We start from the raw sequence: 25,225 nt of genomic DNA, 5'->3' as shown, positions 1-25,225 counted from the left end.
AAATAAGAATGAGTAAAAAACTAGTCGTACTTCTTCTCACCAGCTTCCTGATTTCAAATCTCTCTGCCCAGGAAATTCTGGGGCTGAGGGAGGCAGTGGCTATCGGACTGGAAAATAACTTCGATATAAAAATTGCAGAAAAAGACCAGCTTGTAAATAAGAACAATAATACCCTGGGGAATGCAGGTTTTTTGCCAACTGTGGATCTCACCGCGGATAAAATATTTCAGGTTCAGGATGTCGACCTGGAGATTCAGGGCCCCGAAGGCATATTTCCCCTCTCTGACAGAGGGGCCCAATCAGACCGTTTTAATACTTCGGCCGGTTTTAATTGGACAGTATTTGACGGATTTGGCATGTTTATGACCAGGGAAAGGCTCATCGAACTTGAAAGTCAGGGACTACTTGACAAAAAAGTAACTGTTGAAAATACAATTGCGGCTATTTACAATGCTTATTACCGGACCGTATTTGAGCAGGACAGGTTGTCAGTGTTGAAAGAGACGGTGGAAATATCCCAGGCAAGGCTTTTCTTTGCCCAATCCCGCTACGAGGTGGGCAAGGGATCAAAACTGGATTACCTGGCTGCAAAGGTAGATTATAATACCGATCGCTCTAACGTTTTGAGACAGGAAGAGCTTTTAAATAATGTCAAAATCGACTTAAACGTATTGTTAGGCCGGGAGAGCAGCACGCCTTTTAGTGTCAACGGGCGCATTGATATAAACCCTGACTTGCAACCAGACCCCTTGTTGCAGAAAGTAAGCCGGTTAAACCCTTCACTTTTGAGCGCTATTAGCGAACAAAATGTAGCATTTCTGGAATATAAAGAGTTGCTGGCAGAACGTTACCCAACGGTCAATCTGGAATTTTCATACGACCGGGGCACTTCCAATAATGATGCAGGGCAGCTCCGATCCTCTTCCACCAGTGGTATCACCTATGGGGTCTCTGCCTCATGGAACATTTTTGACGGCTTTAACCGCAAAAGAGAAATTCAAAATGCCAAGGTCCGCCAGGAAATCACCCAACTGGAAAGGGATGCACTGGAACTTTCGCTTCAGGGTGAAGTAAATAAAGCCTATGTCAACTATGCCAACAACCTGCAACTGATAGATCTGGAAAAGTCAAATGTGGAAATCGCACTGGAAAATGAAGGAATTGCACTAGACAGGTATGAGTTAGGCGCAGGAACCTCCCTGGAACTACGCGAGGCACAAAGAAATGCCGTGGACAGCCAAAACAGGCTGCTGGATGCCCAGCTAGTCGCAAAACTGGCAGAGATAGAGTTACTTAGGCTAAGCGGGAGTATTTTGACACAATAATCGCTATCTTACCCCTGACCTTACCCGACTCGGCATATTCATGGGCGGCTTCAATTTCTTCTATGGGGAAAACTTTATCTACCACGACCTTTAAATACCCAAGGTCAATGATATCATTTAACAACTCCCAGTCTTCCCGTTGTTTTTTTAACAAGATAACTTTTGATTTCCTGAAACTGAAAAGGCTTAACAGGGGCCAAACAAACATGGATTGCAAACCTGGTAAGGTAAAAATATAGGTTCCTTTGGGCTTCAGAAGTTTTTTTGCCTGCGGATAGGTGGCAGTAGCAGATACATCAAAAAAAATATCGAATAATTCGTCTGCAGACCATAAATCGTCTTTTTTATAATCAATCACCTGATCCGCACCCAATTCTTTAGCCAGATCAATATTACCGGTACTGCAAACACCGGTTACTTTTGCATCAAAGTATTTTTTGGCCATCTGGGTAGCCATCGATCCCACTCCTCCGGTGCAGCCATTGATTAATACATGCTGTCCCGCTTTGATTCCCCCCAGGTCCTTTAAGGATTTAAGGGCGGTCAGGGCCGCTATGGGAAGGCACGCCGCTTCAATAAAACTCATGCCTTCGGGTTTCAAACTAACCAGCTCCTCATCTGCTACCACCATCTCAGCATAGGCGCCACCCCTGAGTGCGTTGAGCGATCCGTAGACTTCATCACCAGGTTGAAATCTTTTGACATTTTTTCCTGCCTTTACCACCACACCGGAAAAATCACTGCCATTGACTTTAGGAAACTTTTTACCGGAAAGCATCTTCAGGTCGCCCCTTCTGATTTTAAAATCCACAGGATTAACTGAACACGCTTTTACTTGTATGAGCAATTGATCATCTGTAAATACCGGTTCTCCCACTACCTTATACTTTAACACCGCCGGAGGGCCATATCTTTCAAAAACGACAGCCTTCATACAAGGGAGACTTTTCAATGATCAGGGAGGCCAACAGGATACGTGCAAAAGGGGAACCGGCCAAGCTACAAGCCTTTTCATGGATTAAAAGCATTGATGGGTACTAGTTTTTTAAACATCAAAATGAAAAATTTTGGCCTATTTTACAAGTATTTAAATCAGAAATCACCCTTTCAGGGATTGCCGGCCCAATGCCTTTCTGATCTGTGGAAATGATTAATTTTCGGTTTTCACGATTTGATTAAGCAGATCCCTGGCCTCAGCGGCTTTTACCGGATCATTTGATCTTGCTGCGGCCTCTGCATAACCTTTCAGGGATAAGGTCCTTTTCGGTGCCCTTTTGAAAACCTTTTCAAATTGTGCCAGCGCTTCTTCCGGGCGATTTTCAGCCAACAAAAACTCACCATACAACTCAGCCGAAGGCTTGGCTATAACCGGTGGGCCAAAACTAAACGATGTGCCTTCCTCCAACTCGACCGTTTCTTTCAGAATGATCTCAGCTTCCTGTTTTCTCCCCTGATTTATTAGAAGAGATGCCTGTAGTTCATTCTCCAGTATCAGCGATATCCTTGCTTCCTGTGTCTTTTTAGGCATGGTGCCGGGGGCATAACACATAGACAGGTTGGCGTCAAGCGATTTAGGCGTATTTTTATTCCTCAATCTTGCTATTTCCTCCACCATTTTTTTGGCCTTTGCCAAATCATTCCTTTGCAAAGCAACCATGCCGTCAATAAAAGCGTTGAGCGACCGGTTCACCAGCCCCACATTTCCGAGGTTTACTTTTATATCCGCCACCTCCCCGTCCCATCGCCTTGAATTGACCAGATAAGCAGCCCTCATTTGATTAAGATGCACCTTCGCCCTTCCGGATGTGTGGTGTTTTGCATCATCCTCGATGATATCCACCATCTTTTTGGCCTCTTCAAACCTTCCCTGCTGTAAATAACCGTAAGTTAACCATAGTAAAGAATGGTAAGCCCTTTGTGCATGGCGGAGGTTTTTCCGCCTGAACCTCTCCTCTCCGGCCTCCCACGACGCTTCATTGGAGGCTACTACCCTATCCCACATACCCAAGGCTACAAATATATGTGAAGGCATATGCAGTGCATGCTCCGAGCCCGGGGCTACCTGGGCATAAGTATTTGCCGCCTCTAAACCCAAATGCGCATGTGTGGGTTCATCATAGGCATGAATTGTATAATGTAAAGCACCCGGATGCCTGGGGTTTTCCTTTAATACTTTTTCGGTCACAGTTGCGGCCTTCAGATAAGTAGGAATGTGCCTTCCATTATGCCTGCTTCCCATTAAAGACAAGGCATAAAAGCAGGCCACTTCGTGATTGTCCGGATATTTTTCATACAAGTCCGCTAAAAAATCACTGTATTTCAAATCTCTTTCCTTTTTTGTTCCTTCACCATACAAAATATCAGCCGCCCTGATAAATTCCTTTTCAATGGGCAATTTACATTGCTTTATTCTCGCGGCAGGTGCAGGTGCTATTTTGTTTAAAGCCCTCAGGGCCTTACTCTTTTCCTGCTGAAACCATATCGGATGGTTATGGGTCATAGCTTCACCCCAATAAGCCATTACAAAACCGGGATCTTTCCGCTGTGCAGCGCGAAAGTGTTCAACAGCATCATCGTATTCAAAGCTATGCAACAGCAGCATACCCATGATAAAGTCTTTTTGGGCCTCTGTTTTTCCACTGGTTGGAAAATCAATGTTACCAAGGTCATTTTGTTGTGCGAAACCTGTGGCCGGGATGAAATTATAGGTCAAAAGAAAAGTAAAAATGACGATTGAAGCATAAAACCGGGAAACATCTGTTGATTTCATCATCTTAAGGGTTTGATTATTACTGGCTAATCATAGTCAGGTTAATTAAAATTAAACAATTTCAATGGTAATAGGAAAGGAAAGTTGTTTCTGTGAATATTTAACTTAAATGATTTTGATTTAGTGTGATTAAGAAAATATTTCTTTCTTTGTCAAAAATTTAGAAAATTCAATGGCGAGAATACTTACCGGCATACAAAGTTCCGGAAGACCACATCTGGGCAATCTTTTAGGGGCAATCATTCCTGCAATTGCCCTCTCCAAAAAGGATGACAACGAGTCCTTTTTTTTTATTGCGGATTTACATTCACTAACCACCATCAAAGAGCCCGCGGTCAGGATTGAAAATGTTAACGCCATTGCTGCCGCGTGGTTGGCCTTTGGCTTTGATACCGAAAAAAACCTGTTTTATCGTCAATCCAAAATTCCTGAAGTATGTGAGCTGGCATGGTATCTAAACTGTTTTACCCCATTTCCCATGCTTGCTAATGCCCATTCATTTAAGGATAAAGCGGATAAGCTGGCCGATGTAAATGCCGGTTTGTTTACCTATCCCGTTTTGATGGCTTGTGATATTATCATGTATGACGCAGATTTTGTACCGGTAGGAAAAGACCAAAAACAGCACCTGGAAATCACCAGGGACATAGCCACCATCTTTAATAACAGGTATGGAGAAACCTTTGTAGTTCCCGATGTGATTGTGGACGAAAATGTAATGACCATTCCGGGCACCGATGGCGAAAAAATGAGTAAATCTTATGGCAACATTATCGATATCTTTTTGCCTGACAAGCAGTTAAGAAAACAGGTTATGTCTATAGTAACGGACAGCACGCCTCTGGAGGAGCCCAAAAACCCGGATACCTGCAATGTTTTCGCGTTGTATAGTTTACTGGCTGAAGCGTCACAAATAGCGGCCATGAGAGAAAAGTATTTAAAGGGTAATTACGGGTATGGACATGCCAAACAGGAATTGTTTGAATTAATGGTCAACAAGTTTAAAAAAGAACGTGAAGTCTTTAACCATTACATACAAAATCCAGATCAATTAAACCAGAAGCTCGAAGCCGGGGAGAACAAAGCCAGGAAAATAGGAAGGGAAGTATTAAACAGAGTGAAAAATAAACTTGGTTATTAGAATAGCTTAGCCGCCTCGGACCAAAAATTGAGGCCGATCAGAAACAATAAAAACATTAAAAGTTTGAGGATAAATCTGTTTAAATTCGTCTTTTTCCTTTTCATAAGAATCAAGCGTTTTAGTGTAAATTAGTTTGTAATTTATAAAAGCCCGAATCCCCTGAGAAAGAACCCCAAGGTAAATAAATGTGGTGGCACCGCAAAAATCGGATATGTCAGATTATTACATGTGTAATCAAAGGCTGAAATTTTAAATATCATATGGGCTAGACAGCCTACTCAAGTTCCTTAAGAATCTCACCGGCTCTGGCAGCATAATCAGCATCTTTTTCGACCAGGAAATTGAAGGCGTCAATGGCCTGACCCATACGGTTTTCTTTCAAATAGGCTAATCCCAAATACCACCTGGCTGTTGCTGATAACAAAAAATCATCTTTGTCCGCCACTTGGGACAAATTGTCGATGGCCCCAGATGTAAATCCGGAATTCAGATAGGCCAGACCATGATAGAAGAGCAGTCGATAATCATCCGGATTTTCCAATAACAGGTTTTCAAATAACTCATTAGCCTTCCGGTATTGTCCTGCTTCATATAATTGAAACGGATCTTCTATGCCGGAGAGAACAACTTCCCCCCTTTTTATATCGCTGATCACCTTGTAGTAGGGTTTAAAATAGCTGGCATATAGTGCCTCGGTATCAGGCTTACGCTCAAAAATAAAAAAGCCAACCACCATGAGCATGATGATGCCGGCTGCAATAGTCACGGCTTTGAAAAACGGAAATACCGGCTTTACACGACTGTAATCATTCCGATCCAGGCTTTGTAGTTTTTCTTTTAGCTGCCCCCGGTAGTGCAATTGGATACCCTCCAGCAATACCTGGTCAAGGTCCACCTGCCGCGCCAATTCAGGATCGTGGTTAATCCGGTCTTCAAACTGCCGCCGCTCCTCCTCATCCATCTGACCGTTCAGATATCTTTTGACCTGATCAAAATCCAAATTCGACGCTTTCATGTTATTTATGTTATCAGATTCACCAAACGTTTTTTTTATGCATTTCGCAATGCTTTAATATAACGCAGTTTTTTGAAAAATAATGAAATAGTGCAAAGCGAAATAAAACCTTTATGTTGTCTTTATTATCGAAAGTATCCTGGTTGTGATGATAAGAAAATTTTTTCTTCTGCCTTTTGACACCGGCATGGTGATTCTTTCAGGGTGAATAGTGTCTGTGTCCTTTCAGGACTAAAACAAATAAAGCACCGTTTGGTGCTTTATCGATAGATTCTTTGGTAAAAGTGATTTCCAAATATGACCCATTAAAAAAGTTGGAAAAACACAAAATAAGATGCCAGTAATACGGCGGCTAAAATAGCAGAAACCTTGAGAATTCTTGAAACTGGAATACTGGTTCCCTCAAGTTCCTCCTCTTTGTCTTCACTCATCATGATTTTCTAATTTAATTATAATTTAATTCTCTAGCGCTTTAATCCTTTGCTAAACTTTAAAATAATCCCTTAGTAAAATCATAGATTTCACCTTTTTTAAAACGGCCCGCTAAAATAAACCTATTCTTTCATTGATCCAAACACTTCTCAAAGTTTGATTTACCATCTTTTTTTTACCGGTGTAACCCTGTCAGGCCATTTTTCGTATATTATATTAATATCATTTTGATATCAAATTAAATAAGTACACAATGAATAATGAAAAAATCAACACGCCTGTTTCAGGTTACATCATGTTAATGGTGCTATTCGTTTTATTGGTAGCAGGTATTTTTGGGATAATTGCCACCAAAAATCCTTTATTTACCATTTTTATTCTTGCGATGGTTATCTTATCACCTGGATTTTTTTATGTAAACCCCAATGGGTCAAGGGTACTGTTGCTTTTTGGAGATTACAAAGGGACAGTAAAAAAGAACGGTTTTTTCTGGTTAAACCCCTTTTACGTCAAAAAGCAGATTTCACTTCGTGCACGAAACTTTGACAGTGAAAGGGTAAAAGTCAATGACAAGGTAGGTAATCCGATTTTAATTGGCGTCATATTGGTATGGCAGGTAAAAAATACCTTTAAAGCGGCATTTGAAGTTGATAATTATGAAAACTTCGTACGCATACAAAGTGATGCCGCCGTAAGAAAACTGGCAGGAAGTTACCCCTACGACAATTTTGACGATGAGCAGGCTGAAGTTACTTTACGCTCAGGCATGAAGGAGGTAAATGAAGCGCTTGAAAAGGAATTGACGGCCCGGCTTGACATTGCCGGCATTCATGTAATAGAGGCAAGAATCGGATACCTGGCCTATGCCTCGGAAATTGCAAGTGCTATGCTCAGGAGGCAACAAGCCACTGCAATCGTAGCAGCCAGGCATAAGATTGTGGAAGGTGCCGTGAGTATGGTTGAAATGGCCCTGGACGATCTGTCAAAAAGGGAAGTCGTAGAACTGGATGAAGAGAGAAAGGCAGCAATGGTCAGTAACCTGATGGTGGTGCTTTGTGCAGACAAGGACGTGACACCTGTTGTCAATTCAGGAACTTTGCATCAATAAAAGCAATTTGCAGAAACCCTATTTTTCGCATCCATTAAGAAATGAATAATAGGCCATTTAATGCTGCAAAGACATTTCCGTGAATAAAAGTAACAAGTATAACAGCACATCTTAGTTTAAATGATAAAACAATGAGCAGAATTCTTTTTTCAGAAAAGCAAAAATTTACGCAGGTCTGGCTTATCCTTATTATTGGCGCTACGAATTTGATTGTAGCTGTCATAATGGTTAGCTCAATTTATTCACAGTTTATAGTAGGCGAGCCCTGGGGTAATAAACCAATGTCGGATACCGGACTGATTATTTTTTGGGGATGTTTACTGCTAGGTATGATACTTGTGAATATCATAATTTTCGGAGCAAAGCTGGAGATAGAAGTTAAAGACAACAGCGTTTATTATAAATATTTTCCTTTTGTGTGGAACTGGAAATATATCCATAAGGATAACATTAACAGTTATGAGATGAAACGCCTTAATGCTTTAAAGGATTTCGGAGGTTATGGCTATAGAAAAAATTTCTTTAAAAATTCTACAGGGTTGATTGTAAAAGGACAGTATGGTCTGGAGCTAACTTTACATGACGGCCATACCTGGTTGATTGGCACCCAAAAGCCGGAGGCCTTAAAAAAAGCTATGAGCGAGATAATGGACAGAAAGATCGATTACTAACTATGGCCAAGAAAAAACCGTTTGTGTTGCGCTTAGACCCTGAAATATTAAAGGCTGTCGAAAAGTGGGGAGCTGATGAATTCCGTAGCACGAACGGACAACTGGAATGGATCATCCATAAAGCGTTAAGGGATGCGGGCAGGCTAGGCAAAGAACGGGGGAAGGAAAATTAAAATGAAAATGACAGTTAAAATGAAAATGACAGTTAAAATGAAAATAGGTAACGCTTGTATGGAAGCTGGTGCAAGAAAATAAGTGCAATTCTTTTAGCAGTATACTTACGTATGTTCAAACAAATAGTGCAAGAACCGAGCACCCCTCCCGGAGCTCTTCGCCTTGCTTAAATAATTCAGACCGACATTGCATAATGAAAAATGATATAACAACCAGCTAAAACAGCGATAATTGCTTAAACCTGGGTTTCGGGGGTGCGACGGATTTGGGTGGCTTCGCTTTTCCGAAAACTGTCATCCCGCCATATTGATAAGACGCTGCCCGCTCCCTGGCGATTACGCTATTGAAGTTAGTATTGGGTTCAAAGTCTCTCTCAATGTTTTCGACAATCCTGTTAATGCTTTTGATGGCTCTTTGTTTATCATAATAGCCAATTTTGGCTTTTTCCACAGAGGTTTTCAGAATTTGAATAGTTTCATCGTAAACTTTAGTCGGTACCGGAAAAGGATGCCCGTCTTTACCTCCATGGGCGAATGAGAACCTTGCCGGATCATCAAAGCGGGTAGGGGTGCCGTAAATCACTTCGCTGACCAGCGCGAGCGATTGCATCGTACGGGGACCCACTCCTTTAAGTAACAGAAGGGACTCAAAGTCTTCAGGGTTATAGTCATGTGCAAAAGCCAGTATACTGCCCAGTCTTTTTAAATTAACATCCTGTGATTTTACATCATGGTGCGAAGGCATGTAAACCTTCCTTATTTCCGGCAATATCCTTTTGGGGGATTCATGAACAATTTCCATGACTTTATCCCGGGTTACTGCTGCCCCATGATCTGTAAAGTTGAGAATCTTCCCCTGGTTATTACCGCAAATCCAGGTGTGCGGTTCATCGACAAACGAATGTAATACGCCGGAATGCCAGTGATATCTCCTTGCATAGCCGCTGCCATCATTCATACCTTGCTGTACCACAGCCCACTCTCCTTCATCTGTCACCAAAAAAGAATGTAAATACAACTGAAACCCATCCTGAATAGCTGTATTATCAATTTTGGCACTTAACTTACTGCATTTTACCAAATACCTGCCATCCAATCCGGCCTTATCTGCCACAGTTAATAACTCAGCCGGTGTTTGCAATGAATGCTTCCCCCTCCCACCACATACATAAATTCCAAGGGCGCCAGACATCGGATTAATCGCCTTTTTCAAGGCACCCATTACCGAAGTAGTTATTCCGGAGGAGTGCCAATCCATTCCCAGCACACAACCCAGAGATTGAAACCATAATGGATCGCTCATACGACGCATTACCTCAGATTTGCCATATTCGACCACAATGGCCTCGACAATAGCCGCAGCCAGCTTACTCATTCGCTGTGCAAGCCAGATGGGTACGCGTCCGTGATGAAGCGGTAAATCTGCATGTCCTGCTCTTTTCAATTAACTATAGTATCTGGTTTAGGCAATAATTATAGCCAAATATTTTAGCAAAAACAAGGATTACTAAAAATTTTTTAGCATAAAATTAGACGACTACTGCTCAGGTCTGATTTCCCTGGTCTTGCACAAAAAAATGTTTCATTTTTTGCCTCATGGATTCTTCGCTTTCAATATAGTCCGGCGTCAGGGATTCCTTTCCAGGCTGAGTCTCAATGTGCAGCGTTTGTGTAGGGAAGGCAAATCTCACATCCAGATGCTCGGCCAGCCTGATGATAGACAATATCAACTCATGGCGGGCTTTTAATTCTGCTTGCCAATCAGGCACATCAAAAAACATATAAAACATCACATCCAGTGAGTGCGACCCCATATCGTTGAGATACACGTTGTAATAGTCTTTTCTTGTATCAGGATGCTCCTGTATGATTTTTTCTAAGCCGTCCACAAATATCTGGATCAATGAAGGGGGCGTATCATAGGTAATGGCGATTTTGGTATAAAAACGACGGTAAACACGTAAGCCATGGTTGTCAATGGTGCTGTCGGCCAATTTTGCATTCGGTACATAAACTACCGAATTTCTGAAAGTGCGTATGCGCGTTGATCTGAAGCCCACCTCCTCTACCGAACCGTCGATATCGCCGGAAGTGATCCAATCACCTATTTGAAAAGGTTTATCCACAAAAATCATGAACGAGCCAAAGAAATTTTTGATGGTATCCTGAGCTGCCAGGGCAAAAGCCAATCCACCGATAGATAATCCTGTCAGTAATGGAATAATATCTACATTAAGGTTGTAAAGGGTATAGAAAATACCGATCACTACCACAAAAGTCTTCAGCGCTTTTCTCACGAGAGGTACCAATTGGTCGTCCAAGGTCGTCTCGGTTCTTTCTGCCAATCGCTTAAAATATTCTGACAATAAATCAACCAGTCGGTAAAAAACCATCGTAGCGAAAATTGGCAAAGTCGCCTTCAGAATGAGCGGGATGTATTTATAATAGGTGTTAACAGGCAATTGCATAGCCGGTATCAGGAGCGTAGCCAGCCAGAAAACAAAAAATAAACTGGTAGGCTTGGCTACCGGATGAATCACCTTTTTGACCACATCCCTTTTTCCTAGTTTTACCAGTATCCTGAAAAGAATTTTTTCAAAAATAAAGGTCAGGATTTTATGCAGAACAAAACAGATGAGTGTAATAATCAGCAATCCCAGCAATTGCCAGATATACAAGCCCAGATAGCGATCATTCCCTATTTTAGGCAGCCACGTTAGCAATTTGTCGGTTCCCAAAGGATAGGTTTTCTTGTAAATTCTGTCGATGCTTTCTATGGTTTTTTGAGCGTATAACCACCTGCCTTCTTCCCTGATAACGTAGATTTCGGGTATCTGGCCTGAAAGGATGTATTTTTGTTTCCTGCTAATTGAATCCCGGTATAAGGGGTCTGTAGGAAAATCATTTTCATCGAGATAGATGACCTTACCGTCAAAAATATGTTTTACTTTGATGGCCATTTGCTGGGCTTCGGCCAGGCTAACCCCTTCCCGTAAAAAGGGTTGTGCGGCAATTTCAGGGTGGTAGTTGTAGTCCTGCAGGTTTTCAAAATGCGTGTAAATAGCACCAAACGGACTGGATAAATCGGCTGCGACACCTGGCGTATCATTGTCCTGATCTTGAATGAAAAAGGCCAATGCAGGTGACGAATACAAAAAAATATATAAGATGAAAAAAGTCTTGAATTTCATGTCCGGTTTAGTTTATCAATGAAATGATTATCTTTTATAATCCAGAATAGAAAAGTTATTTTCGTAGTTTTTATATACGCGGAAATTTTTCTGTGACTCAAAATACAATAATCCAATGTCAAATCCACTTTCTATTGGCTGATAATTAATTAACTTACCTTCGATGTCATATAAATAAGTAAACTCCTGGTCTTTGTCGGTTAATGCAAACACCTGCTGCCCTCTGCTAAAATCATAATATTGCATCCTCATATCTCCGGAAGCCACATAATCTTTTTCAAAAATTACCTTACCATTCCTGTCAAGCATGCTTACCCTGTTTTGCTCTTGTCTGCCTATGACATAATTGCGGTTGAGAGCATCGATGACCAGCTTAAATCTGGCATCTTTAGTAGGCCTGAGGAGTTGTTTGCGTTCGATAATGGCACCTTCCAGATTAATTCTTACCAATTGTCCGCTATTGGTCGCCGTTGTAAAATAAGATTTGGAAAAGCCAGTACCCACATCTATAAACAGCGGATTGTTTATTTTGTCTTTTAAATCAAGTGGAAAACCCGGATACATTTGCCCGCGGCGATTCATCATGTTAACCACACCATCTTCCTGAATACCGACAATGCAATCACGGCCACGCACCCTTATGTGAAAAGGCGCGGTAGCCAGGCGGTTGCTCAACCTCCTGGGCTGCCACCCGTTCAGATTTTTGCCCTGTTTGTCAAACATGTATATATTCCCTTCCTTATCAGCAACCAAAAACCGGTACCTTTTGCTTTTATCATAATCGACGACAGATGTCTGATACAAACCCAGCTCTGATGGCACCTCCACAGGAAATCCCTCAACATAGTTGCCTAACCTATCGATGATATGCAAAGCATTTCCGGTTATGAAATAATATTGCAATTTACCATTATGGTAATAGTCAATTTGAGCAACTACCCCCTGTATGGCATCCCCTACAGAGTCGCGCCATAAAGTTTTGCCACTTTCATCAATGAGGTACAGATAGTTCATTTTGTCCTGCAACAGGACTTCCCTTTTATTATTAATATGGTTTCGCACGACAAAGGGTTTTGTTGCAATCGGCGCTTCTGTAAATGCGTTTTGTACCAGGATGTAATTTTGTGGTTGGTTGTCTGTCGGTTTCTTCTCTACAAAATCAACCGAAAGGCTGGTAAAGAATCTATTGTCTACGTTACTGAACTGTATGGCCACATTTTCAAATTGCCTGAGTTGAGAAGCATATTTTTGACTAAACCTTTGCCATTTCGGATGAAGATTTGCCTGCATGATATTCCATACGCTTAAAGTATTAATGATCAAATTAACATTTGCTTCTTCTAATATGCTCTCTATAAAGGCGTTTTGTCTGATTGATTTCGACCATACATTCTCCTCTTCGCGGTCATTCATCAGGTCTTTAAGTACCTGTACATTGTTGGCCATAATCAAGTAGCTATCAATGGCTGTATAAAAGCAGTTTTTAAACCCGCCAAATTGTGGCCCTAATAATAAATCCGGAAAATTGTCAACAGGTATTTGTCTGATCTGATTTCCCGAATAGCTTTCTACATACAACGTATCTTCTCCGCCAACAGATAAATTCTCAGTTAGCTTATTAAATTGTTTAAGCCCTTCATTGATATCCAATGCCTGGATAATCAGTATTTTTTCCGGGTCTTCCGGGTCGACCGACTCGAGTGTGGCAAGGCCTATCTCATAACCTAACCAGGTGAAAAACGCATCTACATCAAATTGATGTTGGTTCGCCAGATCATCCCATTTCTTCATCTGAATGGGCGCTCTTTTTCTCCAATATCTTATCAGGTTTTCCTTCCAGGTTTTTCCGTCGTTAAAGGATAAATGAAACAAAATCGCCGTGCGGTTCGGCAGATAGGCCTGTAACTTAATCTTGTCAGGCTTTTGCCCGGCAAAAGTACCCAGGTAGGTGGTATTGGGCTCCTTATCCACCTCACTAAAGCCATTTAGCAAAAGCGTCTTATCCGTAATGTTAACATCCAAAAAAGCCTGCTCGGAAAAAAATCTTAACTCATTCCCCACTTTCTGAGTGGCAAAAGCACCATATAACTCCGTAATCTTCTTGCTGTTAACATACAGGTTGCCATCGTCATTATCCAATTTGGAAAAGCTAAACAAAGAGGTGTTCTGATTTTCAAATGTATGCAGATTTTCTCCGGTTATATTTCTAATGGCATCTTCGACCAGATGAGGTGTAAAGCTGCCAATGAAAAAATTTTTATAGTTAACAAATGTAAAGGAGCCATTCGCTTCTCCGGCCTTTATCTCTTTGATATTAAATCCTTTATACTTCCTATCGCTAAACACATTTCCCTCCCTGTTCTTGAAGTTGTTGAAGATTTTGTTAGCCAGATCGTTGGATTTGAGATCTTTCAGCTCTATATAATACATGAAGTCGAACGCATCATCACCGGTTACATGCATAGAAATCAAAAAAGGGTTTCCTCTGAACAACTCATCCAGTTGTCCTGATCCCCCGCCAATACTATCGAGAGACTCGAAATCCTTTTTTAAATCGTAAAAACAGGGAATAGATAAGAGATTTCTCCAGGGGGCCTTTTTTTGCAAATCATTCCAGACTTTCACTGTATTGGAAGACTCGTACACCATGACAGCACTATTAGGCACCAGCATCCATGCATTAATCCCATGGGCATCGCGAAAGTACTTATAAGCATAGAGGCCACCACCGACGAGTAAGGCACTTATAATAAAGACCGGAAAAAATTTATTCTTCAATGTACATTCTATTTTGCTACAAATAAAATGAATTGATCTCAAAAATGCACTGAGAATGCATTTGAAAGATTAATACACAGACGCCCTGAAAGCGGGCAGGTTCAGGATTTATCCTGATTTAGTGTTTCAATTTCCTCCACCAACTCCCTGTACCAATCTTCACCGTATTTTCTTATCAAAGGTTCTTTCAAAAATTTGTAAAGAGGCACCTGCAATGCTTCCCCCAAAGTACAGGCATCACTACAGATATGCCAACGATTATAATTTATAGCTTCGTACTGATCATACCGGGTAATCCTGATCGGATACAGATGACAGGAAATAGGCTTTTGAAAAGTAATCTTTTTTTCCCTGTAAGCCAGTTCAATACCACATTTCAGGATTCCCTTTTCATCGTAAACAGCATACGCACACTCCCTGCCATTAATAGTAGGGGTAGAATATTCATTTTCATCATCCAATACATAGGTGCCCTGGCTGGCAATAGCCTGTCTCCCTGCCTCAGAAATATAGGGCTTCACCTCTTCATAAATATCCTCAAGTACGGCAAGTTCATGATCTTCGAGCGGGGCTCCCAGATCACCTTCCACACAACAAGCGCCCTTGCACTTTTCCAGATGGCACACAAAAAAATTGTCTTTAATATCATCGCTGATTACCGTTTTTTCTACTAAAATCATGGTATGGTCCTTATTGTTTTGTCAAAGGTAGCACATTTAAGCCTAAATAGTAAACCACTGAAATTAGTAAAATATGAATTATTTATGCCTCCCATACAACCTGTAAACCGGTGAATGATCATTATGTATAAGTATTTCATTTTCAGCCAGCATTATTGCGGTGATCATCACTATTCCAACCGCGTATCTGTTTACGGACAACTGGCTGGCAGATTTTAGTTATAAAACTTCGATGGGTATCGGGGTTTTTATCCCGGCAGATCTGTTGCGGAACGAGTAAAACAGGGGAATTTCGATCGTGTTAGAAAATTTAATAAAAGCAAATATACATGAACATTCGACTGTTATTCATAAGAAGCATGCCTGAACTGTTTTGTTATTCAACAAAGTATCCCGCTGACTTCCAGGCTTCAAATCCTCCTAACAAATTGTAGACGTTTTGAAATCCCATTTGCTTCATCACCCTTGCCGCGCTGGTGCTAAGACCGCCGTCGCTGCTATACACAAAATACTTTTTTTCTTTGCTCAACGCTTTGAGCTTCAGCCAGAACTCATCCTGTTTGATATCTATGTTTTCAGCACCTGGAATTTTTCCTTCCACCATTTCGCCAGGCTGCCTCACATCCAGCACCACCACATTTGATTCACTTTCCATGGCCTTCTTCATAGCCTTTGAATTTACATGCTCTATTACAGGCTGAGTCTTTGCACTATAGCAATAAACCACCATCAATATCAATAAGGGTACTATTCTTCTCAAATTATACTTAGTCATAACCAAAATAATTTTTTTATCCCTCTCAAAACTTCAATATAGTAATATTTCAAGAAAGATAAAGGGTCTGCTATACTGGTTAAATGTAATATAAATTGTATTCTGTCGATAAAGAGTGCAGGCTAAGGCAGAAATTCCCGGTTTTTAAACAGTGTTTATTGGAAAAATACAATTTATTAAGTGTTGCAACATGTAATATTTTACGATCTATTACAGGGGGTTTATCAATATTTTTGTTAAGTAAACTCGATCTTTTCGAAGTTTTCGAACCTTCTCAGAACGACAACCTGAAAAAACTAATATCAATTTAATCCATATTTATATTTTATCACCAACCCTTCATGATTGCTGCAGGACTTTTTGAAAACATAAAGGAAATTATTAACTAGCTTTGCGGTTAATTTCATGAACATGAATATTGGTTTTGATGCCAAAAGAATTTTTCATAATCAAACAGGACTAGGTAACTACAGCAGAGACACAGTTAGCATACTGTCTGGTTATTACCCTGAAAACTCCTATTTTTTGTTTAATCCAAAGCCTGCAAGTGGCCAAAAATTTCTCTCAGACCGGACAAACATACAGGAGATCAACCCTGAAGGGGCCTTTTACAGGAAAATGTCCTCTTTTTGGAGAATAGGACCTATAGTGAATGCTATTGTCAAAAACAAGGTACAAATTTACCATGGCCTTACCAATGAATTACCTTTTGGCATTCACAAGTCTTCGGTCAAAACAGTGGTGACCATACACGATCTGATTTTCATCAGGTTCCCGGAACTATACCCGGTGGTCGATCGCAACATTTACCGGTATAAATTTAAGCATGCCTGCCATGTTGCCGACAAAATTATTGCTATCAGCCAGCAAACAAAAGCGGATATCGTGAAATATTTTGGAATAGAAGAAGAAAAAATTGAGGTGGTTTACCAGGGCTGCCATTCCGTATTTCAGAAATCCCTGCCGGAAGAAGAACTGCTGAGAATCAGAAATAAGCACGCGCTACCTGAAAAATACATATTAAATGTAGGAACTATTGAAAAGCGAAAAAATCTGCTCTCATTAGTAAAGGCTATAAAACCGTTTAAAGATATTAAGTTGGTGGTAATCGGTAAAAAAACCAAGTATGCTGACAGCGTTTTTAAATATGTCAGGGAAAACAACATGAGTGAACACGTACTTCACAGGCAAAATATTGATTTGAACGATCTGGCAGGAGTTTATCAAAACGCCAGCATGTTTGCTTACCCGTCTGTATTCGAAGGGTTTGGCATTCCAATCATAGAAGCATTGTTTAGCAAGGTGCCGGTAATAACCTCAACAGGAAGCTGTTTTTCAGAGTCGGGAGGCCCCGCAAGCATATATGTAGACCCATACAATGTGCCTCAAATGTCAGCCGCCATCTCGGCGATCTGGGAAGACGCCGCAAAAAAGGAAGAAATGGTGGAAAGGGGATTTCAATTTGTACAAAAATTCAGTGATATTAAAATAGCTGCTAATTTAATGAAAGTATATACGAGATTACACAATTAACAAGACTCCGGAAAACAATGGTAATCAGAAAACGAAATAAACTAATTTTAGCCTTTTGCCCAGGAATTATATGAAAAAGCTTCCATCCGTTTCATTAATAATCACCACCTGTAACTGGCCGGAGGCACTTGAAATTACACTCCTGAGCCTGCTGAAGCAAAAGCAAATGCCTGACGAAATAATTATCGTCGGTTATGAATCGGCTATGACCACCGGTACTTTGATCGATAGCTTAAAATCCGGATTTAACACCTCATTGATTCACGTCTTGTCGGTCACCGATAACTGGCGGAGCGCAACTATGCTAAATAAATCAGTGGCAAAATCCCAGTCGGAATATATTATACAGATCGATAGCGGAACCATCCTGCACCCGTGTTTTATCAAGGATCATCTGCAATTTGCCAGGCCCATGTGCTTTGTAACAGGAAAGAGCGCTTTTATCGATAAACGCCTCTCTTCTGATATATTGTCAAACAAGCACTGGCAATTATCTGCTTTTTCAAGCCATATTAAAAAACGGCTCAACGCATTACATATCAAATCAATTACACTGTTTTTATTAAGGCCTCATCTTGATATAGCCAGGCGGCAGGGTAAGATAACGGCCTATTGGCGGCAGGATTTTGTGAAGGTAAATGGCTATGACGAAAACATAAATGAACAGACGTCGGGGGAGGCGGAATTGGCGGCAAGGTTTATTAATAACAAGATCGGACAGATGAATCTTAAATTCAGTGCGATACAATTTCAACTGTTCCGGGACGGTGCCGTTGAGGAATCATGGCCAGAGAAAGCGGATATGGCTGAAAAAACAAGGCTTAACCAAGTAAAATATTGCCGGCATGGCTTGCTCGATTTAACTGAGCAGGAAGCCGAAGATGCGTTCCTCAGATCGCTTCAGGGAAAGATATCTGCCACGATTATTACCTACAATGAAGAAAAAAACATTGAAAAGTGTATCAAATCTTTGACAGGCATAGTAGATGAAATCGTGGTGGTGGACTCCTATTCTGATGATGAAACTGAAAATATCTGCAAAAGATACCCCATCACCTTTATCAAGAACCCGTTTGAAGGCCATATACAGCAAAAACAGTACGCACTTTCCCAGGCAACATACCAATATGTGCTGAGCCTCGATGCCGATGAACATCTTTCGAGGGAATTACAATCTTCTATCCGACAAGTGAAAAACCAACTCACTTATCAAGGCTACTCTATGAACCGCCGTAACTTTTACAGGGGCAAAGACATTAACCACAGTGGTTGGTATCCCGACTCGAGGATAAGGCTTTTTAATAAGGAAAAGGCCAGATGGGGCGGTGAAAACCCGCATGATCTGGTGGTAATAGATAATGAAGATTATACTTTCCACCTTCAGGGTGATCTGTACCATGACACCTTAAACAGCCTTGAAGAACATAAAAGGCAAACCGAAAACTATGCTAAAATAGCTGCAAACTATAAGTTTAAGCATGGATTGCACAAAAATACCGCCGTTCTGAAAATGTTGTTCAGTCCAATCTCCAAATTTTTTTCTATGTATATTATAAGGCTTGGTTTTCTGGACGGGGGCTTCGGACTCCGTATATGTTATGAAGAGTTCAAATGCACGTACAAAAAATACAAACTGCTAGTCGGTATGTATAAAAAACAAGGCAAAATCTGAGCCAGGGCGTTTTTTAACCTGCCTTCCACACTTCCTCTCTCTGATCTTTGCCTACCTGCAAAATTATTCTTGTAGGATTTGGTATCAATACCAACCTGGTTTCCTGCCCCGGGAAGTCATCAACATCCACGATAACTCCTTCATTTACTTCAACATCAAAAGCTGTTGAGCCATCGGGATTCTTTCCTCTTTCGATGTATTTATTGGCCAGGTAGGCAATAGGCAGAAGCACTTCGTTATCCGGGCAAAACTCATCATGCACATAATGCAAAGCATCTTCAACATAATCCCCAAATTTTTCCCCAAAATCATCTTCTAATCGATGTAATTCCTCCTCGATGTGGTCGTAACTCTCATCATTATAGTCAATAGTACTCAGTTGATTTTTCATTTCTACAATTGAGATGAGCGCTTCATCTAAAGCTTTTATATCCATTAGTTTACGTTATTTGATATCATATTTTGCAAAACTCTAAAGACTAAATATAACATACAAGTTAAAATGTATCAAAATAATACCTGGTTTAAATTTCGTGAGGGAATTGGGGGTGGTATAAAGGGGTGGGATCGGCGGTGATGATTTAAGGAGAGGGGAAATGGAAGTTGGGAAAACGGAATATTGGAGGAATAGCATGTTGGAGATGTGGAATATTTGGAAGCGTGGAATGCTGGGCAGATAAATATAGTCATTGAAATTTTGGTTAATTTGCATTCTGTGTCTTATTTTTTTTTAATATTACATCTGATAATCAGGGCTGGTAAAAACCCGGTTGAAGTACACAATTCCTGATTAGCCGGAGGCCAGGGAATCAACCCAAAAATCGTACAACTTAATCATTGGAATAATGGAACAAATGATCGTCGACAAGGCAGAAAAATGGCTTAACAGCAATATTGATGAGGACACCAAGGTGGCTATAAAAGACTTATTATCTCCCGGAAATGAGACGGAGTTGACGGACTCCTTTTACAAAGATCTGGAATTTGGCACCGGAGGACTAAGAGGAATAATGGGCGTTGGCTCGAACAGAATAAACAAATATACAGTTGGTATGGCGACCCAGGGACTGGCGAATTACCTTTTAAAATCATTTCCTTCCCAACCATTGAAGGTGGCTATTGCGCATGACAGCAGAAACAACAGCCGTTTTTTTGCTGAAATTACAGCCTCGGTATTTTCAGCAAACGGTATCAAGGTCTACTTTTTTGAGGATTTAAGGCCAACTCCGGAGCTTTCATATGCCATCCGTCACCTGGGTTGTCAAAGTGGTGTAGTCCTGACGGCTTCTCATAACCCCAAAGAATACAATGGCTACAAAGCCTACTGGAACGACGGTGCGCAGTTGGTACCGCCACACGATAAAAATGTAATGAATGAGGTAGCAGCTATTAAGAATATCGACGAGGTGAAGTTTGACAAAGATGAAAGGAAAATAGAAGTAATAGGAAAAGAACTAGACGAGCGCTATTTGTCAGCTATAAAGAACCTGTCGCTCGCTCCGGAGGCAATCAGCAGGCAAAAAGACCTGAAAATAGTTTTTTCGCCCATCCACGGCACAGGGATCACAATGGTTCCTCATGTTTTGGAAAAATTTGGTTTTGAAAATGTACATGTGGTTAAAGCACAGTCTGTTCCCGATGGTAATTTCCCAACGGTTGTTTACCCCAATCCTGAAGAAGCCGAAGCCATGGGTATTGCCCTGAAAGAGGCCGCGGAAATCGATGCTGATCTGGTGATGGCGACTGACCCCGACTCAGACAGGGTAGGAATAGCTGTAAAAAACAATCATGGTGATTTTCAACTGCTCAATGGGAACCAAACCGGTTGCCTTTTAATCTATTATCTGTTAAAAAAATGGAAAGAACACGAAAAGTTAAACGGCAGGCAATACATTGTCAAAACCATAGTAACCAGTGATCTGATCAACGAAATTGCCAAAACTTATGACGTCGAGTGCTACGATACCCTCACCGGCTTTAAATATATTGCGGCGCTTATCAAAAAGCTCGAAGGTAACATGGAGTTTATAGGCGGCGGGGAAGAAAGCTATGGGTATCTGATCAGTGATTTTGTCAGGGATAAAGATGCTATCGCCTCATGCGCTATGCTGGCCGAAATGGCCGCCTATGTCAAAGATCAGGGCAAAAGTATATTTGATTTTCTACTGGAAATGTATGTTGAATTTGGCTTGTATAAAGAAAAATTGATTTCAATCACCAAGAAAGGTAAAAGCGGAGCCGAAGAGATTGAAAAAATGATGTTTGATTTAAGAAATAATCCACCAAAGTCGTTAAACGGCTCTACTTTGGTTAAAACCATTGACTACCAAAGCGGCACTGCCAGGGATTTACTGAGTGGCGAGGAAACAAAAGTGGACTTTCCTGCCTCGAATGTGCTGCAGTTTTTCACGGAAGATGGTTGTAAAGTTTCTGCAAGGCCTTCAGGCACGGAGCCAAAAATCAAATTTTACTTTAGTGTTAATAAAAAGTTGGGCAGCAAGGAAGCCTTTGATGAAGAATGGGCTGCGTTGGACCAAAAAATCGATGCTATTATTACCGCACTAAATTTAAGCTAAATATTCCTACCCCATGTCTCAGTGGGTGTTGCCATCGTTCACCCACACCCTATCCGTATCCTTGCAGCTCGCAGCTTTTGCGTATTTTTACATTTCTTTCAAAAAATTTTGAAAGTTTAGGAATTATATTTAATTTTGTCACATGAAATTACCTGAAGCAAGAGAACAGTTCATACAGGCATGGGGTGCCCATGGCACCAGTTGGGGGATCAATAAGGCCATGGCACAGATTCAGGCATTACTGCTAATCGCTCCCGAACCGTTGTCAACAGAAGATATTATGGAACAATTAAATATCTCCAGGGGTAATGCCAATATGAACATCAGGGCGTTAATTGATTGGGGTATTGTGCACAAAGTGTACAAGGCAGGCGAAAGAAAAGATTTTTTCACTTCCGAAAAAGACATCTGGGAATTGGCAAGGCAAGTAGCCGGTGAAAGGAAGAGAAGAGAACTGGACCCGGTCCTGAAAATGTTGGATCAGGTAGCAAAGGTGGAAGAAGACCAATCGAAAGAAGTAAAAGAATTTAAAAAAGTTACCAGGGAAATAGAAAAGTTTAGCCACAAAGCAGCCTCCACACTGGATATATTCGTCAAGGCTGACCAACATTGGTTTTTCGGACTTTTCACCCGGAAAAGGAAATAAAATTTTTTTTAGATATTTTTTTCATTATTTATTGAAAGTTCCATAAATAATATAACTATGAGAAAGATTGATTTCATTGTTCAAACATTCATGATTATGCTGGCCCCGATATTCCTGCTGGCAGGCATCATCGGGAATCCGGGAATGCCGTTAACTGAGCTCTTATATGCACAACTGTTCATCGGCCCGTGGCAATTTTTTGGGTCGCTGATTACCTGGATAAAAAACCTGAAACAACCTTCTTCCCTATTTAAATCATTAATATCGATACACCTAACCGCCTCTACAATCTACTTATTCCTTACTTTATTACTCATAGACTTTATAAGCGATGTTTTTTTCACATATGGATTACCGTCATACCATGGCTTTTAGCCTTGTTTTACTATGTGCTGTCTTATTTGAGAATCAAAAGATACCACAAGTAACAAGGCCGCAAAGGGGGCTTTTTACCTCACCTTAAGCTTTTAAATCAAATCTAAAATTCACGTATCATGAAACGAAAAAATATCCCTACGGGTGGTACCGGAATTAAAACCATCCATTACCCTGATTGTAATGGCAGAGCCCGCAGAAATTGGGAAATGACAAATTCCACGGAAACATTAAATAGTACACCTGCAGAAATGAGGGTTGCCGGCATAGATAAACAGCAAAAAAGTCAAATCGATACCTAGTGCCGTGAAGCCGGACCAGACTATGAAACCTGGAGCAAAGCGTTTAACATGCACTATGGGTATTTCCGGAAGGGCATGAACCCTTTCCACAGGGAGCCGGTGCTTAATCAGATGACGCAGGAGGTATTTAACCGGCTTGAGCTGGATCCGGATAAAGGGCCGGCATACTGGATACGGGATGTGGGGTTGGCGCTTCGATAAGGTATCTGGTTAAAAAATACAATAACCTCTCCCTGCAAGGTATCACCATTGTGCCATGGCAAATCGAAAAAGGAGACACCAAGAGACACAAAGAATTTTGTCGAAAACGTTGGGCGTCAGCGCCAGACATTCACACCGGTTTGGGAATAAGTTATATAAGAAGCATAACCGGTTTTAGGGCATCTACCGGGACATTAGCCTGAGATGATGCGCCGAATTATCATCAGGCATTTTATCGGAATCGCCGGTAGACTTCCCGTTTTGCGAATGGTTTTTATAAGTTTCCCAATCCGGGTAATAATCACCAGCCTGATTTCCCCAACAATGCCAGCCTTGTCTGTTCCCACGTGCAAATAATTCCAGGTAAGGGCCCCAGCTACAGGTTTCAATTAAATTATATTGCTCATCCGGCTTTCTGCTATGTTCTCTTTTTCGCTGTACTATGATGTTTTCCTGTGTTCTGCCGGGTTGGAGCGTTCTGGCATTTTTACCTTTTACCCCAAACAAAATAACTTCCGTAACATTGCGAAAATAAAAACCCACCCCACGTCTGTCAGGCCCACCGTCCTTTCGGGTCTTATACCAGATGAGATTGGTTTTATACTTAAACCCCCAACACTCCATGACCTGCAAACCCTCAGCCAAAAGTGCATTAGGTACCCAAAGATACAAATGCGCCGTATCCTCCGTTATAGCGTCAACAGGTAATACCTTGATTTCCTCCAGCGTCATAGTGGGATACCGCGACAGTCTTTTATGCTCCGGCGCCATTTTACCGGTTCTGTTCTGAAACTGCCAGGGTGGATCAGCCAGTATTGTTGAAAACTTTCTATTCTGAGCAAATCTTAATAAATCATCTGATGGATTCATGCCATTACACTTTTTATGATTAACCTCGGCGTGATGCCAAAAACCAAAACCGGACAGCCCCCATTTCTGCCCGCCTCCAAGCGAGGGATCAACTTTCCCATTTGTGTTGTACTAGCTCCGTACTTCGGATATATTCCTAACTTTTTAAATATAGGATCAAGCTCATTACTTCTCGTAACAAGAACCCCCAGACTAATGGCATTGTATTCAAAAAATGCCCTGAAAGCATAAAGGTCCCTGTCAAAGGTCTGATCTTTACTGTTCCATTCCAAATCAAATGCCACCCTTCCCTTCAGATAATCCACTTTATGGGACCCATGATTAAAAGAACTTTTGAGACTTTTGCCTGATTTTTTCCCAATTTCGTAAACATTCAGCTCCGCTCCTAAATTTTTCTCATGCCATCCCAGCCCTCTTAAAATCTTTGAGAAATATTTTGGAATTCTGCTTTCACTGCCTCCGGCGGCTTTCAGGTCATCTTCAGTGAATCTGAATTCCCTTAGTGCATTACATAATTCCTCAAATTCTTTAGGAAATTCTTTAGATAAAATTGCCGCCGCGTGTTTGTAGTCATGTATTTCATAAAGATAAGCAATGTCATTTGGAATGTAATTACTCCAACCCATATTTTGAATCCGGTTTAATCAATAAAACTTATTTTTATAACATACCATAATATGAAATTTATCGCGGTAAACCTACAAAATTATGTCATACAATTCAGTCAAATAACAAAAACAAATTGGCAGGGTAAATTTTTTGGATTGGTATAAGGCAATTAATTTCTTTTACTATTTATTTAATTGACAGTTGACAATGGACAATTATTTTATAGTACGCGTCCTTGCGATTATGAAATCATCTCATCCTCTCATTATTAAGACTATTAGATAGCACAAGCGCGATGTGACTGTTGCACAATTTAAGACCGTGCTTATATTTTTATGTTATAGACGAAAACCTCTGTGTCTCTTTGTGCCTTGGTGCCTTT

The 25,225-nt window shown here is 40.9% G+C and carries 24 protein-coding genes; 12 read left to right on the top strand and 12 right to left on the bottom strand.

Annotated elements, in window-relative coordinates; translation table 11 throughout:
• The first annotated feature begins 8 nt into the window (after window positions 1–8).
• The gene (locus AC04NP_RS22400; protein WP_482862187.1) at window positions 9–1,325 is read left to right on the top strand and encodes a TolC family protein; all 1,317 of its coding nucleotides are present in this window, start codon (window positions 9–11) and stop codon (window positions 1,323–1,325) included.
• Here the strand turns inward: AC04NP_RS22400 and AC04NP_RS22395 are convergent.
• Entirely contained in the window at window positions 1,294–2,259 is a 966-nt protein-coding gene (locus AC04NP_RS22395; RefSeq protein WP_482862186.1) for an NAD(P)-dependent alcohol dehydrogenase, read from the bottom strand. The genes AC04NP_RS22400 and AC04NP_RS22395 overlap by 32 nt on opposite strands.
• Before the next feature lie 216 nt (window positions 2,260–2,475).
• Entirely contained in the window at window positions 2,476–4,098 is a 1,623-nt protein-coding gene (locus AC04NP_RS22390; RefSeq protein WP_482862185.1) for a hypothetical protein, read from the bottom strand.
• 169 nt (window positions 4,099–4,267) lie between these two features.
• Between AC04NP_RS22390 and trpS the strand changes: the two genes are divergently transcribed.
• Window positions 4,268–5,236, top strand: a complete 969-nt coding sequence (trpS, locus tag AC04NP_RS22385) for a tryptophan--tRNA ligase (RefSeq protein WP_482862184.1) — start codon at window positions 4,268–4,270, stop codon at window positions 5,234–5,236.
• A gap of 274 nt (window positions 5,237–5,510) precedes the next feature.
• Here the strand turns inward: trpS and AC04NP_RS22380 are convergent, their stop codons facing one another.
• Window positions 5,511–6,251, bottom strand: coding sequence for a tetratricopeptide repeat protein (locus AC04NP_RS22380; protein WP_482862183.1), 741 nt, complete (start codon window positions 6,249–6,251; stop codon window positions 5,511–5,513).
• 305 nt (window positions 6,252–6,556) lie between these two features.
• Window positions 6,557–6,685: a hypothetical protein gene (locus AC04NP_RS22375; protein WP_482862182.1), complete on the bottom strand. Its 129-nt coding sequence runs from the start codon at window positions 6,683–6,685 to the stop codon at window positions 6,557–6,559.
• Between the two features lie 251 nt (window positions 6,686–6,936).
• On the opposite strand from AC04NP_RS22375, the gene AC04NP_RS22370 reads away from it, so the two are divergent.
• The 3 genes from AC04NP_RS22370 (at window position 6,937) to AC04NP_RS22360 (ending at window position 8,635) form a co-directional block, all read left to right on the top strand.
• Window positions 6,937–7,791: an SPFH domain-containing protein gene (locus AC04NP_RS22370; protein ID WP_482862181.1), complete on the top strand. Its 855-nt coding sequence runs from the start codon at window positions 6,937–6,939 to the stop codon at window positions 7,789–7,791.
• A gap of 131 nt (window positions 7,792–7,922) precedes the next feature.
• Window positions 7,923–8,462, top strand: a complete 540-nt coding sequence (locus AC04NP_RS22365) for a hypothetical protein (RefSeq protein WP_482862180.1) — start codon at window positions 7,923–7,925, stop codon at window positions 8,460–8,462.
• A 2-nt stretch (window positions 8,463–8,464) separates the two neighbouring features.
• Complete coding sequence (locus AC04NP_RS22360; RefSeq protein ID WP_482862179.1) at window positions 8,465–8,635, top strand: type II toxin-antitoxin system antitoxin; 171 nt, start codon at window positions 8,465–8,467, stop codon at window positions 8,633–8,635.
• Between the two features lie 217 nt (window positions 8,636–8,852).
• Here the strand turns inward: AC04NP_RS22360 and AC04NP_RS22355 are convergent, their stop codons facing one another.
• From AC04NP_RS22355 to AC04NP_RS22335, 5 genes are all read right to left on the bottom strand, one after another.
• Complete coding sequence (locus AC04NP_RS22355) at window positions 8,853–10,079, bottom strand: DUF763 domain-containing protein (RefSeq protein WP_482862178.1); 1,227 nt, start codon at window positions 10,077–10,079, stop codon at window positions 8,853–8,855.
• 100 nt (window positions 10,080–10,179) lie between these two features.
• Window positions 10,180–11,826 (bottom strand): mechanosensitive ion channel family protein, encoded by a 1,647-nt coding sequence (locus AC04NP_RS22350; protein WP_482862177.1) that lies wholly within the window; start codon window positions 11,824–11,826, stop codon window positions 10,180–10,182.
• A 27-nt stretch (window positions 11,827–11,853) separates the two neighbouring features.
• Window positions 11,854–14,604 carry a hypothetical protein gene (locus AC04NP_RS22345; RefSeq protein WP_482862176.1) on the bottom strand — a complete coding sequence of 917 codons (2,751 nt, stop codon included), beginning with the start codon at window positions 14,602–14,604 and terminating at the stop codon, window positions 11,854–11,856.
• Between the two features lie 101 nt (window positions 14,605–14,705).
• The gene (locus AC04NP_RS22340; RefSeq protein ID WP_482862175.1) at window positions 14,706–15,284 is read right to left on the bottom strand and encodes a DUF3109 family protein; all 579 of its coding nucleotides are present in this window, start codon (window positions 15,282–15,284) and stop codon (window positions 14,706–14,708) included.
• 376 nt (window positions 15,285–15,660) lie between these two features.
• Window positions 15,661–16,059: a rhodanese-like domain-containing protein gene (locus AC04NP_RS22335; protein WP_482862174.1), complete on the bottom strand. Its 399-nt coding sequence runs from the start codon at window positions 16,057–16,059 to the stop codon at window positions 15,661–15,663.
• A 411-nt stretch (window positions 16,060–16,470) separates the two neighbouring features.
• On the opposite strand from AC04NP_RS22335, the gene AC04NP_RS22330 reads away from it, so the two are divergent.
• Together AC04NP_RS22330 and AC04NP_RS22325 are read left to right on the top strand one after the other, a co-directional pair.
• Window positions 16,471–17,592 (top strand): glycosyltransferase family 4 protein, encoded by a 1,122-nt coding sequence (locus tag AC04NP_RS22330; protein WP_482862173.1) that lies wholly within the window; start codon window positions 16,471–16,473, stop codon window positions 17,590–17,592.
• Between the two features lie 70 nt (window positions 17,593–17,662).
• Window positions 17,663–19,264 (top strand): glycosyltransferase family 2 protein, encoded by a 1,602-nt coding sequence (locus tag AC04NP_RS22325; RefSeq protein ID WP_482862172.1) that lies wholly within the window; start codon window positions 17,663–17,665, stop codon window positions 19,262–19,264.
• A gap of 13 nt (window positions 19,265–19,277) precedes the next feature.
• On the opposite strand, the gene AC04NP_RS22320 is transcribed toward AC04NP_RS22325, so the two are convergent.
• Window positions 19,278–19,700 carry a hypothetical protein gene (locus tag AC04NP_RS22320; protein ID WP_482862171.1) on the bottom strand — a complete coding sequence of 141 codons (423 nt, stop codon included), beginning with the start codon at window positions 19,698–19,700 and terminating at the stop codon, window positions 19,278–19,280.
• A 409-nt stretch (window positions 19,701–20,109) separates the two neighbouring features.
• Between AC04NP_RS22320 and AC04NP_RS22315 the strand changes: the two genes are divergently transcribed.
• From AC04NP_RS22315 to AC04NP_RS22295, 5 genes are all read left to right on the top strand, one after another.
• Window positions 20,110–21,840 carry a phospho-sugar mutase gene (locus AC04NP_RS22315; RefSeq protein ID WP_482862170.1) on the top strand — a complete coding sequence of 577 codons (1,731 nt, stop codon included), beginning with the start codon at window positions 20,110–20,112 and terminating at the stop codon, window positions 21,838–21,840.
• 142 nt (window positions 21,841–21,982) lie between these two features.
• Window positions 21,983–22,486 carry a GbsR/MarR family transcriptional regulator gene (locus AC04NP_RS22310; RefSeq protein ID WP_482862169.1) on the top strand — a complete coding sequence of 168 codons (504 nt, stop codon included), beginning with the start codon at window positions 21,983–21,985 and terminating at the stop codon, window positions 22,484–22,486.
• Between the two features lie 57 nt (window positions 22,487–22,543).
• Window positions 22,544–22,861 carry a hypothetical protein gene (locus AC04NP_RS22305; protein ID WP_482862168.1) on the top strand — a complete coding sequence of 106 codons (318 nt, stop codon included), beginning with the start codon at window positions 22,544–22,546 and terminating at the stop codon, window positions 22,859–22,861.
• Window positions 22,862–22,980: 119 nt separating this feature from the next.
• Window positions 22,981–23,163, top strand: coding sequence for a hypothetical protein (locus AC04NP_RS22300; RefSeq protein WP_482862167.1), 183 nt, complete (start codon window positions 22,981–22,983; stop codon window positions 23,161–23,163).
• Between the two features lie 48 nt (window positions 23,164–23,211).
• Window positions 23,212–23,364: a hypothetical protein gene (locus tag AC04NP_RS22295; RefSeq protein ID WP_482862166.1), complete on the top strand. Its 153-nt coding sequence runs from the start codon at window positions 23,212–23,214 to the stop codon at window positions 23,362–23,364.
• A gap of 183 nt (window positions 23,365–23,547) precedes the next feature.
• Here AC04NP_RS22295 and AC04NP_RS22290 read toward each other — a convergent pair whose 3' ends face one another.
• A complete protein-coding gene (locus AC04NP_RS22290; RefSeq protein WP_482862165.1) occupies window positions 23,548–24,234 on the bottom strand; it encodes an MT-A70 family methyltransferase in 687 nt (228 codons plus the stop codon).
• A complete protein-coding gene (locus AC04NP_RS22285) occupies window positions 24,231–24,860 on the bottom strand; it encodes a BglII/BstYI family type II restriction endonuclease (protein WP_482862164.1) in 630 nt (209 codons plus the stop codon). The genes AC04NP_RS22290 and AC04NP_RS22285 overlap by 4 nt, the downstream gene beginning before the upstream one ends.
• Window positions 24,861–25,225: the final 365 nt, after the last annotated feature.

The sequence above is a fragment of the Agaribacillus sp. DX54 genome (assembly GCF_056858335.1).
Note: the sequence above shows the minus strand (reverse complement) of the source record. Positions and strands in the feature narration are given on the sequence as shown.

Excerpts from the sequence above, each read along its gene's own strand:
- AC04NP_RS22400 (WP_482862187.1), top strand. The coding sequence starts at position 9 with ATGAGTAAAAAACTAGTCGTACTTCTTCTCACCAGCTTCCTGATTTCA.
- AC04NP_RS22395 (WP_482862186.1), bottom strand. The coding sequence starts at position 2,259 with ATGAAGGCTGTCGTTTTTGAAAGATATGGCCCTCCGGCGGTGTTAAAG.
- AC04NP_RS22390 (WP_482862185.1), bottom strand. The coding sequence starts at position 4,098 with ATGATGAAATCAACAGATGTTTCCCGGTTTTATGCTTCAATCGTCATT.
- trpS (WP_482862184.1), top strand. The coding sequence starts at position 4,268 with ATGGCGAGAATACTTACCGGCATACAAAGTTCCGGAAGACCACATCTG.
- AC04NP_RS22380 (WP_482862183.1), bottom strand. The coding sequence starts at position 6,251 with ATGAAAGCGTCGAATTTGGATTTTGATCAGGTCAAAAGATATCTGAAC.
- AC04NP_RS22375 (WP_482862182.1), bottom strand. The coding sequence starts at position 6,685 with ATGATGAGTGAAGACAAAGAGGAGGAACTTGAGGGAACCAGTATTCCA.
- AC04NP_RS22370 (WP_482862181.1), top strand. The coding sequence starts at position 6,937 with ATGAATAATGAAAAAATCAACACGCCTGTTTCAGGTTACATCATGTTA.
- AC04NP_RS22365 (WP_482862180.1), top strand. The coding sequence starts at position 7,923 with ATGAGCAGAATTCTTTTTTCAGAAAAGCAAAAATTTACGCAGGTCTGG.
- AC04NP_RS22360 (WP_482862179.1), top strand. The coding sequence starts at position 8,465 with ATGGCCAAGAAAAAACCGTTTGTGTTGCGCTTAGACCCTGAAATATTA.
- AC04NP_RS22350 (WP_482862177.1), bottom strand. The coding sequence starts at position 11,826 with ATGAAATTCAAGACTTTTTTCATCTTATATATTTTTTTGTATTCGTCA.
- AC04NP_RS22340 (WP_482862175.1), bottom strand. The coding sequence starts at position 15,284 with ATGATTTTAGTAGAAAAAACGGTAATCAGCGATGATATTAAAGACAAT.
- AC04NP_RS22335 (WP_482862174.1), bottom strand. The coding sequence starts at position 16,059 with ATGACTAAGTATAATTTGAGAAGAATAGTACCCTTATTGATATTGATG.
- AC04NP_RS22330 (WP_482862173.1), top strand. The coding sequence starts at position 16,471 with ATGAATATTGGTTTTGATGCCAAAAGAATTTTTCATAATCAAACAGGA.
- AC04NP_RS22325 (WP_482862172.1), top strand. The coding sequence starts at position 17,663 with ATGAAAAAGCTTCCATCCGTTTCATTAATAATCACCACCTGTAACTGG.
- AC04NP_RS22320 (WP_482862171.1), bottom strand. The coding sequence starts at position 19,700 with ATGGATATAAAAGCTTTAGATGAAGCGCTCATCTCAATTGTAGAAATG.
- AC04NP_RS22315 (WP_482862170.1), top strand. The coding sequence starts at position 20,110 with ATGGAACAAATGATCGTCGACAAGGCAGAAAAATGGCTTAACAGCAAT.
- AC04NP_RS22310 (WP_482862169.1), top strand. The coding sequence starts at position 21,983 with ATGAAATTACCTGAAGCAAGAGAACAGTTCATACAGGCATGGGGTGCC.
- AC04NP_RS22305 (WP_482862168.1), top strand. The coding sequence starts at position 22,544 with ATGAGAAAGATTGATTTCATTGTTCAAACATTCATGATTATGCTGGCC.
- AC04NP_RS22300 (WP_482862167.1), top strand. The coding sequence starts at position 22,981 with ATGAAACGAAAAAATATCCCTACGGGTGGTACCGGAATTAAAACCATC.
- AC04NP_RS22295 (WP_482862166.1), top strand. The coding sequence starts at position 23,212 with ATGCACTATGGGTATTTCCGGAAGGGCATGAACCCTTTCCACAGGGAG.
- AC04NP_RS22290 (WP_482862165.1), bottom strand. The coding sequence starts at position 24,234 with ATGAATCCATCAGATGATTTATTAAGATTTGCTCAGAATAGAAAGTTT.
- AC04NP_RS22285 (WP_482862164.1), bottom strand. The coding sequence starts at position 24,860 with ATGGGTTGGAGTAATTACATTCCAAATGACATTGCTTATCTTTATGAA.